At 36.8% G+C, this 18520-nt stretch carries 18 protein-coding genes; 8 read left to right on the top strand and 10 right to left on the bottom strand.

Features of this window, described 5'->3' with window-relative positions:
* Positions 1-12: 12 nt before the first annotated feature.
* Both C1H87_RS15530 and C1H87_RS15525 read right to left on the bottom strand, forming a co-directional pair.
* Positions 13-1191: an argininosuccinate synthase gene (locus C1H87_RS15530; protein WP_102756689.1), complete on the bottom strand. Its 1179-nt coding sequence runs from the start codon at positions 1189-1191 to the stop codon at positions 13-15.
* A complete protein-coding gene (locus C1H87_RS15525) occupies positions 1191-1814 on the bottom strand; it encodes a GNAT family N-acetyltransferase (RefSeq protein WP_102756688.1) in 624 nt (207 codons plus the stop codon). The genes C1H87_RS15530 and C1H87_RS15525 overlap by 1 nt, the downstream gene beginning before the upstream one ends.
* Before the next feature lie 434 nt (positions 1815-2248).
* On the opposite strand from C1H87_RS15525, the gene aspA reads away from it, so the two are divergent.
* A complete protein-coding gene (gene aspA / locus C1H87_RS15520; protein ID WP_102756687.1) occupies positions 2249-3667 on the top strand; it encodes an aspartate ammonia-lyase in 1419 nt (472 codons plus the stop codon).
* 72 nt (positions 3668-3739) lie between these two features.
* Here aspA and C1H87_RS15515 read toward each other — a convergent pair whose 3' ends face one another.
* The 6 genes from C1H87_RS15515 to C1H87_RS15490 all read right to left on the bottom strand — a co-directional run bounded on the left by C1H87_RS15515 (position 3740) and on the right by C1H87_RS15490 (position 10247).
* Positions 3740-4537, bottom strand: coding sequence for a 3-keto-disaccharide hydrolase (locus C1H87_RS15515; RefSeq protein WP_102758295.1), 798 nt, complete (start codon positions 4535-4537; stop codon positions 3740-3742).
* A 64-nt stretch (positions 4538-4601) separates the two neighbouring features.
* Positions 4602-5654, bottom strand: a complete 1053-nt coding sequence (locus tag C1H87_RS15510) for a sugar phosphate isomerase/epimerase family protein (protein ID WP_102756686.1) — start codon at positions 5652-5654, stop codon at positions 4602-4604.
* A gap of 122 nt (positions 5655-5776) precedes the next feature.
* Positions 5777-6922: a Gfo/Idh/MocA family protein gene (locus C1H87_RS15505; RefSeq protein ID WP_233783168.1), complete on the bottom strand. Its 1146-nt coding sequence runs from the start codon at positions 6920-6922 to the stop codon at positions 5777-5779.
* Between the two features lie 6 nt (positions 6923-6928).
* Entirely contained in the window at positions 6929-8104 is a 1176-nt protein-coding gene (locus C1H87_RS15500; protein ID WP_102756684.1) for an MFS transporter, read from the bottom strand.
* 26 nt (positions 8105-8130) lie between these two features.
* Positions 8131-9090: a sugar phosphate isomerase/epimerase family protein gene (locus tag C1H87_RS15495; protein ID WP_102756683.1), complete on the bottom strand. Its 960-nt coding sequence runs from the start codon at positions 9088-9090 to the stop codon at positions 8131-8133.
* Between the two features lie 122 nt (positions 9091-9212).
* Positions 9213-10247 (bottom strand): helix-turn-helix transcriptional regulator, encoded by a 1035-nt coding sequence (locus tag C1H87_RS15490; protein WP_102756682.1) that lies wholly within the window; start codon positions 10245-10247, stop codon positions 9213-9215.
* Positions 10248-10407: 160 nt separating this feature from the next.
* Between C1H87_RS15490 and C1H87_RS15485 the strand changes: the two genes are divergently transcribed.
* The 7 genes from C1H87_RS15485 (at position 10408) to C1H87_RS15455 (ending at position 17131) form a co-directional block, all read left to right on the top strand.
* Positions 10408-12132, top strand: a complete 1725-nt coding sequence (locus C1H87_RS15485; protein WP_102756681.1) for a GMC oxidoreductase — start codon at positions 10408-10410, stop codon at positions 12130-12132.
* A gap of 4 nt (positions 12133-12136) precedes the next feature.
* Positions 12137-12412: a gluconate 2-dehydrogenase subunit 3 family protein gene (locus C1H87_RS23665; protein ID WP_102756680.1), complete on the top strand. Its 276-nt coding sequence runs from the start codon at positions 12137-12139 to the stop codon at positions 12410-12412.
* Positions 12375-12755, top strand: coding sequence for a gluconate 2-dehydrogenase subunit 3 family protein (locus tag C1H87_RS15475; RefSeq protein ID WP_158655246.1), 381 nt, complete (start codon positions 12375-12377; stop codon positions 12753-12755). The genes C1H87_RS23665 and C1H87_RS15475 overlap by 38 nt, the downstream gene beginning before the upstream one ends.
* Positions 12756-12776: 21 nt before the next feature.
* The gene (locus C1H87_RS15470) at positions 12777-14468 is read left to right on the top strand and encodes a GMC oxidoreductase (RefSeq protein WP_102756678.1); all 1692 of its coding nucleotides are present in this window, start codon (positions 12777-12779) and stop codon (positions 14466-14468) included.
* Positions 14465-15070, top strand: a complete 606-nt coding sequence (locus C1H87_RS15465; RefSeq protein WP_102756677.1) for a gluconate 2-dehydrogenase subunit 3 family protein — start codon at positions 14465-14467, stop codon at positions 15068-15070. The genes C1H87_RS15470 and C1H87_RS15465 overlap by 4 nt, the downstream gene beginning before the upstream one ends.
* A gap of 12 nt (positions 15071-15082) precedes the next feature.
* Entirely contained in the window at positions 15083-15898 is an 816-nt protein-coding gene (locus tag C1H87_RS15460) for a 3-keto-disaccharide hydrolase (RefSeq protein ID WP_102756676.1), read from the top strand.
* A 309-nt stretch (positions 15899-16207) separates the two neighbouring features.
* Positions 16208-17131, top strand: a complete 924-nt coding sequence (locus C1H87_RS15455) for a hydroxypyruvate isomerase family protein (RefSeq protein WP_102756675.1) — start codon at positions 16208-16210, stop codon at positions 17129-17131.
* Positions 17132-17176: 45 nt separating this feature from the next.
* Here C1H87_RS15455 and C1H87_RS15450 read toward each other — a convergent pair whose 3' ends face one another.
* Together C1H87_RS15450 and C1H87_RS15445 are read right to left on the bottom strand one after the other, a co-directional pair.
* Entirely contained in the window at positions 17177-17662 is a 486-nt protein-coding gene (locus C1H87_RS15450) for a hypothetical protein (RefSeq protein WP_158655245.1), read from the bottom strand.
* Positions 17663-17705: 43 nt separating this feature from the next.
* Positions 17706-18512 carry an SH3 domain-containing protein gene (locus tag C1H87_RS15445; protein ID WP_102756673.1) on the bottom strand — a complete coding sequence of 269 codons (807 nt, stop codon included), beginning with the start codon at positions 18510-18512 and terminating at the stop codon, positions 17706-17708.
* Positions 18513-18520: the final 8 nt, after the last annotated feature.

Below are 18520 nucleotides of genomic sequence, written 5' to 3'. Positions count from 1 at the left end.
CTTCTCAATAACTTACGAATTATTTACCTGTTGGTATATTTTATTTTGATTTCCAATAATTTTAATGAATCCTTTCGCTTCATCTGCGGTCCATCCTTTATTGACTTCTCCGTAACTACCAAACTTGGCATTCATTAAATCATGTTCTGATACTATACCATCTAATGAGAAATGATATGGTTTTAATGTCACGGTTACATCACCGCTTACTTGCTCTTGACTACTTTGTAAAAAGGCTTCGATATTTCGCATTACCGGATCTAAATACTGACCTTCATGTAAATGCATTCCGTAAAAACTTGATAGGTATTCTTTATGCTGAAGCTGCCATTTGGTAAGGGTATGCTTTTCTAATAAATGGTGCGCTTTTACGGTAATTAAAGCTGCTGCAGCTTCAAAACCTACACGCCCTTTTATACCAACAATAGTATCACCAACATGGATATCTCTTCCAATAGCATAAGTCGAAGCTATATTATTTAATAATTCAATATTAACTTCTGGTGTGTTTTCTTCACCATTCAATGCTACAAACTCTCCATTTTTAAAAGTAAGTGTTACTTTTTCTTCGCCTTCTTTTTCTAATTGAGATGGATAGGCTTCGCTTGGTAATGGTTTTTCAGACTCTAAGGTTTCAGACCCTCCAACACTGGTCCCCCAAAGTCCTTTGTTAATGGAGTATTGTGCTTTTTCCCAAGACATATCAATTCCGTTAGATTTTAAATAGTCTATCTCCTCTTGTCTGGTTAATTTTTGATCTCTAATTGGTGTGATGATTTCAATCTCTGGAGCCAAGGTTTGAAAAATCATGTCGAATCTTACTTGATCGTTTCCTGCGCCTGTACTTCCATGTGCAATATATTCTGCACCGATACTTTTTGCGTATTCTACAATCTCAATGGCTTGAATGATTCGTTCTGCGCTTACAGATAACGGGTAGGTATTGTTCTTTAAAACATTACCATAAATTAAATACTTTACTACTTTTTGGTAAAATGTAGCAACTGCATCAATATTCTTATAGGTAGTAACACCCATTTTATAAGCATTACTTTCAATATGATCGATTTCCCCTTGTGTAAATCCTCCGGTATTTACACTTACTGCATGCACTTCATATGTTTTAGATAAACTTACTGCGCAATACGATGTATCTAACCCGCCACTATATGCTATTACTAATTTTTTCATTACTTTACTTTTTTATCTTTTTTTAAAAACATGGTCTCCTTAATATGTTTCAATCTTTTAAAAACCTTTTCTTTTATTTTCTTTGATTCTTTTTTCTCGTTTGCTTTCGCATCATATAACATCCCGGTACACAAACACATTTTTCGTTTGGTTCGTGTTAAAACGTCATAGTTCTGACAGGTTTGACACCCATCCCAAAATGTTTGATCGTCTGTTAATTCTGAAAATGTAACGGGTTTATACCCTAAATCGCTATTCAACTTCATTACAGCCAAACCTGTTGTAATACTGAATACTTTTGCATTTGGAAATTTTGTTCTGGAATGTGCAAAAACCTTATGCTTTATCTTTTTCGCCAAGCCTTTGCCTCTGTAATTTGGATGTACTATTAACCCTGAATTGGCAACAAACTTTCCATGTCCCCAAAGTTCTATATAACAAAACCCTGCAAACACATCACCATCTAAGGCAATAACGGCGTTGCCATTTTCCATTTTTGTTGAAATATACTCTGGTGTTCGTTTGGCAATACCAGTACCCCTAACCTTTGCTGATTCTGCAATAGTTTCGCAAATAATCTCTGCGTATTTAGTATGTGATTTATTAGCGATTACAATCTCCATTATTGTATCTATTTTTTAATTTGAATTTTAACCTTTTTTGATTGCTGAACTGGACTCACCTAGTTCAAAAATAGAAGCGCACCCTTACGGGCGACGTGGAAAATTACGGCGCATAATGTATGTGTTAACTAAGAAATTAACTGAATTTTGAAATGCTATGAAATATATTTTGGACACTATGAAAAAAATTAAAATTACGTTTTGGTTTGTGGGCATGAAAGAATTAGATGCAGCGACGGCGACGTCGTGCGGGCAAACCGGGAACAGAGAAACGTATTTTATTTAAAATTTTCATAGGGCAAAGCTATAACTTTATTTTCATACCAACTGTAAAAACGAATAATTTTTTCATGAAAATTATTAATATCTCTATATTTTTGTCTTTTTATTCTAAATAATTCAATGATACTTAAATTATTTAAAAACTTGATGTCATGAAGACAAGAACAGAAATTGACTTACTAGGCGAATTAGAAATAGGAAACGAATTTTATTATGGCATTCATACTCAGAGAGCCATTAATAATTTTAAAATATCAAACTCAAAAATAAGTGATTTTCCCATTTTTGTAAAAGGTTTAATCCTCACAAAAAAAGCTTGTGCAGCTGCTAATAAAGAGATTGGAACCATCCCATCGGACAAAGCAGACATGATTCTTCAAGCTTGTGATGAGATATTAAACAATCTAGAAAAGTATACCCAATACTTCCCTTCGGATGTATTTCAAGGTGGAGCAGGTACGTCTGTAAATATGAACGCTAATGAAGTGATTGCAAATGTTGGTTTAGAACTAAATGGTTTTAAAAAAGGGAATTATGATATTTTAAACCCGAACGATCATGTAAATAAATCGCAATCAACTAATGATGCTTACCCAACTGCTTTTAGAGTTGCTGTTTATTACTATATGAACCATCTACTCGAAAAAATCAACATTCTCACAACGCATTTAGATAAAAAAGCTGCTGAATTTGAAAAAGTCCTTAAAATGGGACGCACACAATTACAAGATGCCGTACCAATGTCTTTGGGCGATGAATTCGCATCCTGGTCAACAAACCTGAAAGAAGAAACCAAAAATCTAAAACGCAATAGAGATTTAATTCTTGAAGTCAATTTGGGAGCAACAGCCATTGGAACAGGAATTAATGCGCCTAAAGGATATTCAGAACTATCCATTGGATATTTACAGCAATTTACGAAAGCTAGTTTTGTAAAAGCAGAAAACTTAATTGAAGCCACTTCCGATACGGGTGCTTATGTTATGATTTCGGGGGCTTTAAAGAGAAGTTCTGTTAAGCTGTCTAAAATTTGTAATGACTTACGATTATTATCTTCTGGTCCGCGCTGTGGCTTAAACGAAATTAATTTACCTGAAATGCAGGCTGGATCGTCTATTATGCCAGCAAAGGTAAACCCTGTAATTCCTGAAGTAGTAAATCAAGTTTGCTTTAAAATTATAGGGAACGATGTTACGATTTCTTTTGCTGCCGAAGCTGGTCAATTACAATTAAATGTAATGGAACCTGTTTTAGCGCAATGTCTATTCGAATCTGTAGAATTATTATCTAATGCTTGCGTAACACTGGCAGAAAAGTGTATTTCAGGTATTACTGCTAATGCAGAACACACTAAAGAAATGGTTTTAAATTCAGTTGGAATCATTACGTTTTTAAACCCTTATATCGGTCACCATATGGGGGATATTATTGGCAAGGAAGCAGTAGCTACAGGTAAAAACATTAGAGAATTAGTGTTAGAAAAAAAGTTACTCACCGAAGAAGAACTAGATAAAATCTTAAGTATCGAAAACATGATGAACCCTAAATACAAAGCAGCATTGCATAAGTAATTTGGCATATGCAAACTCATTTCTGCGAAGAAATAAGTACAAACAACAACTTATTATATATAAAGAAAGACCTTAATCCAACTCCCGAACCCAAATATTTCGATAACTCACACCGCTATTATCCCGATGATCCTGAAGCCTTAACGCTGCTTTACCATGTGGTTTATTTTTAGGCCAACCAATGTATTCCGTAGTGCCTTGAATTTCAAAATGATCCTGAATTAAAACGCCGTTATGCAATACCGTAATCGTTGCCGATTTTGTTTTATCTCCTTCCGAATTGAACTCCGGGGCATGATAAATAATATCGTAAGCATTCCATTCTCCAGTAGGCACAGAAGCCTTAGCTAAAGGAACAGATTGCTTGTAAATAGATCCTACCTGTCCGTTTACATACGTATCGTTATCATTATTATCTAAAACCTGTACTTCGTAGCGTTCTTGAAGAAAAACACCGCTATTGCTTCGGTTTTGTCCGCTAGCTCGTTTCTCTGGCGAAGATCGCCATTCAATATGCAATTGCACACTGCCAAACTCTTGTTTTGTTTTAATATCTCCAGATTTATCCTTAACCGTCATAGAACCATCATCTTTTAAAATCCATTGTACTGAACTACCATCATCAGCATGCACCCAATTATCAAAACCTTTACCATTAAATAATACAATGGCATCACTTGGCACACCATGTTGTCCGGTAGGGTTTACTACAGGTGGCACAGGCTCGTAAAACTCAGTAGCTTTAGGATCGGTTGGCTCTTTTTTAACTTCTTCTACTTTTGTTTTAATAGGTGTCTCGTCATTTTCATTCTTATTAGCGCATGCTAAAAGACAAATACCCGTTAAAGCAACTAAAACTGTTTTTTTAATATCCAAAATGTTTCTTTTTTAAGTTCATTAATAGACTTTGGCAACGTGCAATTTCATACCCGAATTATAAGCCGAGTATATTCTTTAATTGTGCTTCATCAACATCGTCACCTGCAAAATCATCAAAACTACGTTCAGCGGCTTCAATAATATGTTCTTGAATAAAAGGCGCGCCTTCTCTTGCTCCTTGTTCCGAAGATTTTACACAACATTCCCATTCCATAACAGCCCAAACATCACATTCGTATTTTGTTAGTTTTGAAAAAATCCCTTTAAAATCTACCTGACCATCTCCTAACGATCTAAAACGTCCAGCTCTATCTTTCCAATTGGCATACCCACCATAAACACCTTGTTTTCCCGTTGGATTAAATTCGGCATCTTTTACATGAAACGCTTTAATGCGCTCATGATAATAATCTATAAAGGTTAAATAATCTAACTGTTGAAGCACAAAATGACTCGGGTCATAAATTATATTAGCCCGCTTATGATTATTTGTTGCTTCTAAAAAACGTTCAAACGTAATTCCATCATGAAGATCTTCTCCCGGATGAAGTTCATAACATACATCTACGCCATGTTCATCAAAATGATTCAATATGGGAATCCAGCGATCTGCTAATTCTTTAAAGCCCATTTCTACCAATCCATTGGGGCGTTGCGGCCACGGATACATAGTATGCCACATTAACGCTCCGGAAAATGTTGCATGCGCTTTTAAGCCTAATCTTCCACTGGCAGTTCCCGATTTTTTAACAAAATCTATAGCCCATGCGGTTCTTGCTTTTGGGTTATTTCTAACATGTTCGGGTGCAAAACCATCAAACATGGTATCGTAAGCAGGGTTAACTGCTACCAACTGCCCTTGTAAGTGTGTGGACAATTCTGTTATTTCTAATCCATAAGATGCTACTTTTCCTTTTAGCTCATCGCAATATGTTTGACTTTCTGCTGCTTTTTCCACATCTATCAAACTAGGTTCCCAGGTTGGAATTTGAATACCCTTATACCCTAAATCTGCAGCCCATTTACACATACCATCCAGGCTGTTAAATGGTGCATTATCTCCAGCGAATTGTGCTAAAAACACTGCTGGTCCTTTTATTGTTTTCATAATATTACTCTTAAAAGCCCCTCCTAACCTCCCTGAAGGGAGGAACTGAGAACTTGTATTTTTTTATAATTTGTAAAACCAGTCAGGTTTTTGAAACCTGACTGGTTTGTAGATTTTTGTTTTTAAATTTTTGTCCAAGCTGCATTATTGGTATCACTTGCAACAGCTGCATAGATAAACTTCATCCCTCTAACCCCATCTTTAGCGGTTGGATAATCTGGAGTATTCATTGTTTCTCCGTTTAAAATAGCCATTAAATGCGTTGCGAAATTTTTATAAATAGTTGCAAAAGCCTCTAAATACCCTTCTGGATGACCTGCCGGGATTCTGGAAGTATTGAGTGCCTCTGGATATAACCCATTTCCGTTTGGAGTAAACACTTTAATCGGATCTTCTAACCAATGTGTTATCAATTCATTTGGATTTTCTTGATGCCACTCCAAACTCCCTTTTTCTCCATATACCCTAATGGCCAGATTATTTTCTTCTCCTAAAGCAATTTGAGAAATAGACATGGTGCCTTTAGCTCCATTTTCCAAACGAAGCAACAGGTTTCCATCATCATCTAAAACCCTACCTTCACCAAACCTACCCAGATCTGCTGCCAATTCATCGATTTTTAAACCAGTAATGTATTCTACTAAATTTTCAGCATGTGTACCAATATCGCCTAAAGCACCTCCTATTCCAGAACGCTTAGGATCCACACGCCAGGCAGCCTGTTTATTGTCTCCCTTTTCCTCTGGAGTAGATAACCACCCCTGCAAATATTGCACTTGCACCTTCCTAATGTTTCCTAAGTCACCATTAGCCACCATAGCTCTAGCCTGTTTAACCAATGGATGCCCGGTATAATTATGGGTTAGTGCAAATAATTTTCCACTTTTATTTACAATCTCTTCCAATGCTATGGCTTCGTCCAGAGTTAAGGTCATAGGTTTATCACAAACCACGTGGAACCCATTTTTCAAGGCGAACTTTGCCGGAGGGAAATGCATGTGATTGGGTGTTACAATAGCCACAAAGTCCATACGAACATCTTCTGGTAATTCCTTTTCCTTTAAAATCATTTCTTCGTAACTCCCATAGCACCGGCTTTCCGGAAGACCCAACGCCTTACCTGATGCTATCGATTTTTCTGCGCTGCTACTAAAAGCACCACATACTAAATCTATCATGCCGTCAATAGATGCGGCTTTTCTATGTACATCTCCAATGAATGATCCGGCGCCTCCACCGATCATTCCCATTCTTAATTTTCTTGTCATTCTTAATTATACTTCTGCTGTTTTATTTCTTTTTTTCATATAAATACTTAATCCTAAAAACGCTACAATTAAAATTGCTGGTAGAATAGACATCGTTCTTAACGCTTCTGTAATTCCACCTTCACCATCCATAAGCCTTCCCATAATAGGTAATACTATCGATACGGAGAACATACCGGCGCCTCCCATAATAGAGAGCCCTAAAGCACCCGTTTCTGGTAAATATTCTGCAACAAACCCTAACATGGTTGGCCAGAAGAAAGTAATACCTATGGCAAAAACGGCGGCTGCAACAAAAGTCATCCCTCCACTTGTTACTGTAAGCATCCACAAACCTATAAAGGTGAATATTGCTGAATACAACAACATCCCCGATGGTTTTAATTTATGAACAACTTTGCCAGCAAATAATCGACCCAATGCCATGATACCATTTATAAAAGCTAATACCAGCAATGGCTGTGCTACAGATTCTTTTAACAGCGATTCAATACGTTGGGTGGTTCCCAACTCTGAAGCTGCTGTAAGAAACATACAAGCAACCATAAAAAGAAACAAAGGGTTTAAAACACTGGCAAACATTTTTTTATTACTAACTCCTAATTGCACACGTTCGGTAACAGGAATTTTTTGACCTACAAATAAGAAGCCATAAATGAGCAATGGAATAAACAAGGTTCCTACCATAACTTGCCAACTTAAGTCCATAACATCCATTGTAAGCCATCCTAAAATAGCTCCAATAACAATACCTCCCGGAAACCAGACATGAAACCTGTTTAACATTTTGGTTTTTTCATCTGGATACATGGATGCCACTAAAGGATTTAAAGCAGCTTCAACAAACCCATTCCCTATACCCACAAATAATGTTGCGATAAATAAGGATGTCATGGAATCTGCCATAATCGTTAAAACGATACCCACAGCATGTGTAATAAATGCCATCCAGGTAATTTTTTTAATCCCTAGTAAATCAACTAAAGGACCTCCAATAATCATAGCTATGGTAAATCCGAAAAAGGCAGGCGCAAAGGCATATCCTATTTGTTCAAGGGTAAGACCAACACCTTCCGGGCCAAATACAGTCTCCAATCGTGCACGAATGGCAAAGGTCATTGCTGTTGTAATTAATGCAAGGCAACTGGCCAGAAAAAGCCTGTTTTTATTAACATTCTCCATTATATTTAGTTTAAATTAGTTTCTTCTTAAGAAAGTTGCTTTCCAATACGAACTAAAAGATCTCTGGTTAACTCAATACCCTTAGCTTCAGGCACAACTTTTCCTTCATATTCAATACCAACAAAACCCCTGTAACCAGAATCCTTTACCATTTGCATCATCTTTCGATAATCTATAATCTTATCTTCTCCTTTTTCATTAAAATCGTAAGACTTGGCACTTACTGCCTTAGCGTAGGGCAACAATTCTTTAATACCTTGATATCTATCGTATTCATCAACACAACTCCCGTCTTCATTTTTTGTTATACAGAAATTACCGAAATCTGGTAAGGTTCCGCAATTTTTATTAGCCACTTTAGAAAACACATCGACCATCCATTTTCCATTTGAAGAAAAACCGCCGTGATTTTCAACTAAAACATTAATGTTCGCCTCCTTGGCAAAATCAGAAAGTCTATTCAAAGAATCTACACTTACTTTGGCTGCTTCATTTTTATCCACGCCTCCTGCCAAATTAACCCGAATAGCATGACAGCCTAAAAACTGAGCGGCCTCAACCCATTTATAATGGTTTTCTATCGCTTTAAGTCTATGGGTTTCATCTGAATTTGCAAGCGAACCTTCACCATCGATCATAATTAAAACGTTTTGCTGCCCTTCTGAATCGGCTCTTAGGTTCATCTCCTTTAAAAAAGACATATCTTTAGCTTTATCTTTAAAAAAACTATTTACATATTCCAACCCTTCCAAACCAAAACTCCTGGACTTTGCTGCAAAATCTAAATGATTCATTTCATTCCCAAATAAAGCATTGTGCAATGACCATTGTGCCAGGGATAGTTTAAAAAATAAAGGATTCGAACTAGATGCTTCTTGATTAGACGGCGCTTCTTTTTTTTCAGACTTCTTACACGCATGCAACCCTAGCAATGATAGCGCAGCACCTCCGCAAGTCGTTTTTATAACAAAATCTCTTCGCTTCATAAAAGTATTTTAAATGGATATCCTCTTTTAAAGATAATTAGGTGAAAATATACATTTGAATTCAAAATACTGTGTATTTTTATTCAGTGAAAGATTTTAAACATTGGTAGTGTTTTACCAAACTAAACTAATGGCAGACCATTTAAAGTCATATTTTTCAATCTATATTCATTAGGAGAGCACTTTTCATGCTTTTTAAACACCGTCGCGAAGTATTGACTGGTAGTAAATCCGCACATATAAGCAACTTCAGAAACTGTTATATCTGGGTTAGTCCGAAGTATTTCCTTAGACATTTCTAAGCGCTTCATGGTTAAATAACGCATGGGCGTTAAATTAGTCAACCGCTTACAATGATGCGTAAATCGTGTTAACCCAACACCGGCAGACTGTGCCATTAATTCTATGGTCCAATTTTCAGAAAGTTTTTTTTCAAGCTCCTTTAAAAAGAACCTAACACTACGGGTACTATCGGTAAGAGATTCATTTAAAACGATATCGTCTGTGTTTAATATTTCAAGCAGCAGAATTAATAAATAATTTACGAGCAATCTTATTCTTGAAGCATTACTGCCATTAACATCTGTATTTACAGCATTATTGATTCGCAAAAAACAATCGCGAAAACGCTTATCTGTTTTTATTATAGATTTTTCGTTTTGTCTTAAAATAGTGGTAAGCCTGATTAAATCTGAAGGTGTTAAAGTAATCCAGTCCGGCCAAACCCAATCTTGATGTGGCCTACGCACGCCTAAATCTATAATCACCCAATAAAATTTCCCCATACCTATATGAGGGTTCCCCACTTTATGCGCCTCCCAGGGTCGTGTAATGGTTAAATGGTTTGGTGTAAGCAAAACCTCTTTGTTTTCCTGGGCATAGGGCATTGATCCGGATTCCAAAAAGTGAAACTCTATGCCCTCATTACGATGCCAGTCCAACCCCCAGTCCTGAGGCTCGTTAGCGTCCCAGTATCCAATACTATTAAGTCCCAATGTATTTTCATCTAATCTGTCTCCCGGATAAGTATGACGGGCAAGTGCTTTAAATTTTAATTTCCTACGTTCGTAAGCATCAATTAGAGGCAAACATGTATCGGCATGATAAACAATTCCATCTCCTTCATAAGGCTGTATTTTTTGTACACCTACTTTCATTGAAATAATTTAAACATTATTATCATGCAAATTAACTAATTTTCCAATAAATTAAAATTTAACTGAGATTTTATTAGTTTTTAACGTTTGGTATTAACAAATTAACAATGCCTGCTGTAAATTGATAAAGTTTTCCCTATTCTATTACATTTAAACACTAATGACAAAAGACACGATTCGAGAAGACTCAACAACCTACGACGCTATAGTAATTGGCACCGGTATAAGTGGTGGATGGGCCGCTAAAGAACTATGCGAAAACGGATTAAAAACGTTGGTTTTGGAAAGAGGCCGTATGGTAAAACATATTGAAGATTACCCGACCATGAACAAAGACCCCTGGGATTTTAAACACCGGGAAATGGGCAGTGATGAATCCAGGAAAAATCAAAAAGTCCAAAGCAGATTATGGAACGGAGCCCTTACAAGCCCTGTAAACAAACATTGGTTTGTAGACGATATAAAAAACCCTTACAATGAGGTAAAAGAATATTTATGGATACGCGGATATCATGTAGGTGGACGTTCGCTTATGTGGGGCAGACACAGCTACAGATGGAGTGATATGGACTTTGAGGCCAACAAAAAAGATGGTCATGGTGTCGATTGGCCCATTCGCTACAAAGACATAGCGCCATGGTATGATAAAGTGGAAGAATTTATTGGGGTTTCTGGTGAAAATTTAGGACTATCACAACTCCCGGATGGAAAACTCTCACCTCCTATGGAATTGAATTGTGTTGAAAAAGACCTTCAAAAAAACATAAGCGAGCAATTTGATGACGATCGGGTTTTAACTCCCGGACGTGTGGCTCATATTACCGGAGATAAGACGCACGAAGGACGATCTAACTGTCAATACAGAAACCGATGTATGCGTGGTTGCCCCTATGGCGGTTATTTTAGCAGTAACTCCTCAACCCTTCCAGCGGCAGAAAGAACAGGAAACATGACGCTTAGACCTAATTCTATTGCTCATGAAATTGTTTATGATGAAACAACAGGTCTAGCAAGTGGTGTAAAGCTTATTGATGCAGAAACCAAGGAAAAGCTTTTCTTTAAAGCATCTATTATATTTTGTTGCGCGTCAACATTAGGTACAACATCCATCCTGTTACAATCAAAATCTAAAAGATTCCCAAATGGATTAGGTAACGATAGTGGTGAACTTGGTCATAACCTTATGGATCACCATTATGGTGTAGGAGCATCTGCAGAAGTTGATGGGTTTGATGACAAATATTATAAAGGAAGAAAACCTAACGGGTTTTACATTCCCAGGTTTAGAAACCTAAACGATAAAACCAAACAAAAGAATTTTATTAGAGGTTATGGCTATCAGGGTGGCGCCAGTAGAACAAACTGGAAACGTGCCGTCTCAGAATTAAGCTTCGGAAACGAGTTAAAAGACGAACTTTTAAAACCTGGGCCATGGCGTGTAGGCATGTCTGGTTTTGGCGAATGTCTTCCTTATCATGAAAATAAAGTATCTTTAAATTACGATGTTTTAGATGAATGGGGTTTACCAACCCTAGATATGGATGCCGAAGTAAAAGAGAACGAACTTAAAATGCGCGAAGACATGAGGGATCAGGCTGTTGCTATATTAAAATCTGCCGGTTATAAAAATGTCGTTGGCCATTTAGGCAAAGCTGTTCAGGGAGCCTGTATTCATGAAATGGGTACTGCAAGGATGGGACACGACCCAAAAACCTCGGTCTTAAACAAACACAATCAAATGCATACAGTTCCTAATGTTTATGTTACAGATGGCGCTTGTATGACATCGTCTGCTTGCCAGAACCCTTCGCTTACCTATATGGCTATAACTGCCCGAGCGGCAAATCATGCTGCTAATGCATTAAAAAAAAATAAAACCAGTTAAAATTATGGACAGAAGATCTGCATTAAAAAATTTAACCATGGGACTAGGCTATTCTATAGCAGCTCCAACCATATTCAACGTCTTAAGTTCCTGCAATGCCGAAAAAGAAAGCTGGACACCATTATTTCTTTCCAAAGAAGAAAAACATATCGTAACCCATTTGGCAGATATTATTTTGCCTGCTTCAGACACTCCGGGAGCATTAGATGTTAATATTCCGCAGTTTTTAGATGTTATGTATCATGATATTGAAAAAAAAACCAAATCAGGATCTTTTTAAAGCAGGCGCTCAGGTTTTTATCAAAATGTTCGGTATGCCCGTTTTAGATGGAAAAAAAGAAGACTTCGAAAAATCGTTAACGTCCTATTTTAACTTATCGGAAAAAGAAACCGAAACTATATTAAAAACCCAAAGGCTACCTATTAAAAATATTGACGCTTCAAAATTAGAAAATTACAAACTGTATAAGTTTTTGCTATCGGTTAAACACTATACATTGTTTGGTTACTTTACCTCAGAAAAAGTAGGCAAAGAGGTTTTAGCTTACGATCCAATACCAGGACAATATCAAGCATGCATTTCTGTTGACGATACAACGAACGGTCGGGCTTGGTCTTTATAAATTAAAAAACGCTAATTAACTATGACGGATTCTTATGATGCTATTGTAATAGGCACCGGTATTTCCGGCGGATGGGCTGCCAAAGAGCTCTGCGAAAACGGATTAAAAACCCTGATACTGGAAAGAGGCCCTATGGTAAAACATATAGAGGACTATCCTACCATGTTTAAAGATCCCTGGGACTTTAAACTAAAAGGACAAGTGACTGCTAAAGAAAAAGCGGAACAGATTAAACAAAATAGAACCGGTTATACCTCCAGACCAGAACATAAACATTGGTTTGTAAACGATTTTAAACATCCCTATAATGAAAAAAAGCGATTTGACTGGATACGTGGATATCATGTTGGCGGACGTTCCATTACTTGGGGAAGGCAGAGCTACCGTCTTAGTGATTTAGATTTTGAAGCTAATAAAAAGGACGGGCATGGTGTTGACTGGCCTATTCGTTATAAAGATATATCACCCTGGTATGATTATGTAGAATCCTATATAGGTGTTAGTGGTGAAAAACTGGGACTCCCACAACTTCCGGATGGTATTTTCTCTCCTCCAATGGAACTTTATTGCGTGGAAGAACATTTAAAAAATAGTCTTGCAGAACATTTTGATGATAGATTGCTCACCATTGGAAGAACGGCTCACATAACAGGAACTAAAAACCATGAGGGGCGAGGTAATTGCCAATTTAGAAACAGATGCATGCGAGGCTGTCCGTATGGCGGTTATTTTAGCAGTCTATCTGCAACCTTACCAGCAGCCGAGCGATCTGGAAATTTAACAATTAGACCCAATTCTATTGTTCATGAAATTATATACGACGACACCCTAAAAAAAGCTACAGGTGTAAAAGTTATCGATGCTGAAACCAAGGAATCCCTTGTTTTTAATGCGAATATCATTTTTTGTTGTGCATCTTCCATGGCTTCAGCCTCTATACTATTACAATCTAAGTCCAAGAGATTCCCTAATGGATTAGGCAATGATTCGGGAGAGCTAGGTCACAATATTATGGATCATCATTTAGGCGCTGGAGCATCCGGAACATTTGATGGATTCCATGATAAATATTATAAAGGACGACGCCCGAATGGTATATATATTCCAAGATTCAGAAACCTTGGAGATGGCAAAACCCACAAAAAAGAGTTTTTAAGAGGCTATGGCTATCAGGGTGGTGGTAGTCGAACAGCCGTATTTGAGCACGTTGCAGAGTTAGGATATGGTGCAGAGTTTAAAGAAAAAATGTTAGAACCAGGAGCATGGCGTGTCGGTTTAGGCGGTTTTGGCGAATGCCTGCCTAATCATGATAACAAAATGACACTTGATTACAACAAGCTAGACGAATGGGGATTACCAACCATTACCTTTGATGCCGAATGGAAAGAGAATGAACTCAACATGCGTAAAGACATGATTCAACAAGCAGCCATCATGCTAGAAAAAGCGGGCTTTAAAGACATTAAAACATTTGATAATCTTGCAGCTCCCGGCATAGGCATTCATGAAATGGGAACAGCCAGAATGGGCAGAGATCCCAAAACATCTGTTTTAAACAAATACAATCAAATACACGCTGTACCAAACGTTTATGTAACAGACGGGGCATGCATGACCTCATCCGGATGTCAAAATCCGTCACTCACTTACATGGCCATAACGGCAAGAGCAGCCAACTATGCTGCAAAACAATATAAAAGCTTAAACTCATGAATAGAAGAGACGCTTTAAAAGGATTAGGACTTACATTAGGTTATTCCATAGCCACATCTAGTGTTATGAGCCTGCTTCAAAGTTGTAAAACTGAAGCAAAATTGTGGACTCCTAAATTTCTATCCATAGATGAAGGTATTGTTGTTAAAAACCTCATAGATATTATACTCCCCAAAACTAAAACTATCCCTGGGGCTTTAGACCTTAATATTCCCGAGTTTATTGATTTATTTATAAACACGTCTTACAACGAAAAAGAGCAAAAAAAATTCAAAAAAAGAATTGCTACCGTTATAAACGCCTTAAATATTCCAGAAGAAGGTGTATCGGCATTACAGCATAACGCTTACGACGCTTTGCTAGCCAAATACTTAAAAATCCCTAAACAACAACGGCTGATTTACGAAAAGGAAAAAGATAAAAGCAATACCGATGCCATTATCTACAAGACTCTTACCGACCTAAGAGACACCTCTGTTTGGGCTTTTAGAAATAGCGAACAAATTGGAGAACACGTTTTAGCATACGACCCTATTCCGGGAGTTCAAATAGGCTGTGCCCCTTTAGAAGAAACCACCAAGGGTAAATCCTGGTCTCTATAAACACTATAAGTAATGAAAAAATATTTGTATCTCGTCTGCCTCACATTTATACTATCTGCTGTTTCTTGTAAACAAAAATCAAATCAGGAAAAAATCGAAACTGCTAAAACCGTAGAACCTGTTGAGAAATGGACTCCTATATTTAACGGTAAAGACTTAAACGATTGGATCGTAAAAATTAAAGGGCACCCAGCTGGTGTTAATTATAAAAATACGTTTATTACTGAAGATGGTTGTATTAAAGTTAATTATGATGAATACAATGACACCTTTAACGCTTCCTTCGGGCATATTTATTACAACAAGCCGTTTTCCAACTACAAACTGCGCCTGCAATACCGTTTCACAGGAAAACAATTAAGTGATGGGCCATCTTGGGCTATAGCCAATAGCGGGGTTATGATTCATTGCGAAGACCCTAAAAAGATAGGCGTAGATCAAAATTTCCCAGTATCAGTAGAAGTACAGCTTTTAGGAGGACTAAGCAGCGAAGAGCGCCCAACAGGAAACTTATGTACTCCGGGAACTCATGTTGTTTTAGATAATAAAATTGCAACAGACCACTGCTTTGAATCCTCTTCAAAAACCTACCACGGCGATCAATGGGTTAAACTTGAAATTGAAGTTAGAAATGATTCTATTATTAAGCATTTTATTAATGGTGAAGAAGTTATTCAATATTGCAAACCACAATATGGCGGAGAGGTCGACTTTAACAAAGAACATTGGAAATCCTTTGAAGGCAAACCCTTAAAAGCTGGATACATATCCTTACAGAGTGAAAGTCACCCGGTTGAATTTAAGGATATAGAAATTTTAGAATTGTAAGCCCACAAAACATTATGCCAGTTTTAAAATAACGTGAGTTCGATTTAAAGGCAGTCTAATTTTAATGATAAATACACTAAAAATGTTACTTGTCACCTTGAGCGCAGTCGAAAGGTCATTAAAACCTATAATTTTAAATAGGTTTCGACTTTAGCCTGTCTTGAGCGGAGTCGAAAGGCTCAACCCGACACTTAAATTAAATCACTGGAATTCAGTATAATAATATTATGGTTACGTCGAACTCACCTTTAAAATAACATCCAGACATTAAAACGCCTACTCCTGGTAAAACCAATTTTATATTAGATTATGGAAAGACGTTCGTTTATAAAAAAAAGCACCATGGCTGCCTCTGCATTTGGATTAGGACTATCGGGTATCAATGCGATGCCAAAAGGAGCCTTCAACAGCACTTTGGCTTCTAAAAAATTTAAGATGCATTTTGCACCTCACTTGGGCATGTTTAAACATCATGCCGGTAATGATCCCATTGATCAGATTAATTTTATGGCAGATCAAGGGTTTACAGCGTTCGAAGATAATAACATGATGACTAGAGACGTGTCCCTACAAACAAAAATTGGAGAAACACTGGCAAAGCGCAATATGACTATGGGTGTTTTTGTCATTCAAAAAGGAGGCAACTTAAATAATACTCTGGCAGCTGGCAAACAGGAGTATATCGATATTTTTCTTGACGGATGTAAAAAAGCAGTCGATGTAGCCAAACGCGTTAATGCCAAATGGCTCACCGTTGTTCCGGGAGGGTTTCAAAGAAAACTTCCTATTGGTATTCAAGATGCTCATGTTATTGAAGCATTGCGTCGCGGTGCCAACATACTCGAACCCCACGGGCTAACCATGGTTTTAGAACCTCTATCGGATTCTCCGGATTTGTACTTACAACGATCAGACCAAACCTACATGATATGCAAAGCCGTTAATAGCCCGGCATGCAAAATTTTGTTCGATATCTATCATTTGCAAAAAACCGAAGGACACATTATTAGAAATATTGATCTTACCTGGGACGAAATAGCCTATTTTCAAATTGGTGATAATCCGGGTAGAAAAGAACCGACTACTGGGGAAATCAATTATAAAAACATCTTTAAACATATTCAAAACAAAGGCTTTACTGGTATATTAGGCATGGAACACGGAAACTCCGTTAAGGGTAAAGAAGGTGAACTAGCCGTTATTAAAGCCTACAGAGAAACATCTGATTTTTAATATCCCTGAAACGCGAAACATTCTAATAAGACCAAACTTTTCCAGCTATTTATTATAGTCTTTTACCAACATGTTTTCTTCAAAAAAATCAAAAAGAATGGTATTGGTTTTTATACCGTATTTTTTAGTCCAACGTTTCTCTACGGGATACTTCTCGCCGTTATACGTTGAAATTAGCATAAATATTTCTGGTAATCCGTCCTGATCATAATCTTTAATTTCAAATTGATTTGGCTGACTGCCATCGACTCCTCCTAGGTAACCGCCGTCCATCTCAAATGGATAGGTGATGGTTTTACTTAACGAACTTATATAAAGACTCATTTTATAGCAACAGTGCGCTCCTCCCGAAAAATCAAACAAAATCTTATCCATAATACCGTCCCCATCAAAATCTCTATGTTTTAAATAGCTTCTTTTTTCTTCATGCTTTGAATCTACAGTACTATTATCATCTATTTTCTCTTGACTAATACAAGGGAGACAAATTAATGATATTAATAACAGAATGGTTGTTTTATACTGTTCCATAATAGGCATTTATAGATTCGGAATATTAGTATTTGAACATATTTTAGTTTTCAGAATACGGTTTTGGAAGGATTTCATCGCCATTCCATTCCAACTCACGGCTTACCCGCTCTAATTCTGTCCAATTTGTATTTTCATCTAAATAGTTTTGAGTCTCTCGTTGGTAAACAATTTTACCTTCTATTCCCTTTTCATCTTTTGGAAATATTAACTTCTCTGAAGTCCAAAATAATCCTGCTTCTGAAACTTTAGATAAATCAAATACTTTTTTAAGTTTATTATCAAATTGAAATAGATAGATACCGCCGCCGTTAACACCACAAGCTTCAGCTAAATAGTTAATAAAAACAATGTTGTCAACCCCCGAAACACCTCTATTATTGTAAAGCTCTATAGAAAACATACTTGTAGCCAGTTGTACTGTGGTATCTACAATCTCGGATGTCGTTTCATTAAAATATCTAACAATGGTTGCATAGCTTTCTCCTTCTTTTTTGTAAGTGAAAAAGAATTGAGAATCGCCTCTTTCCCTTTTTTCTAATGAAATTAAACCACCTAACACATAACCAGTTTTATCGCCATACTTAATTTTATAAAAAGGTGATTCTAACCCATTATACATCATGGTTTCTTTTGTGTTGTAATCGATTTGAATTTTTGTTCCGATTTTTAATAACGCTATCACCTCGGAATCCGTATTAGGTTCTGTTCTAAATTTTACATTATCTCCAAAAAGGTAATAATATGCTCCTTCTTCCAGTCTTTCATAATCATACGGACTATTGTACTTTGTATCTTGACTAAAAACAAAGCTTGCTATTAAAAATAGAGGGTATAGTATTTTTTTCATAGGTTTCT

The sequence above is a fragment of the Flavivirga eckloniae genome (assembly GCF_002886045.1).
In the GTDB taxonomy this organism is placed as follows: Bacteria; Bacteroidota; Bacteroidia; order Flavobacteriales; family Flavobacteriaceae; genus Flavivirga; species Flavivirga eckloniae.
The sequence above is the reverse complement of the archived record's forward strand: the minus strand, read 5'-3'. Positions and strand labels throughout refer to the sequence as shown.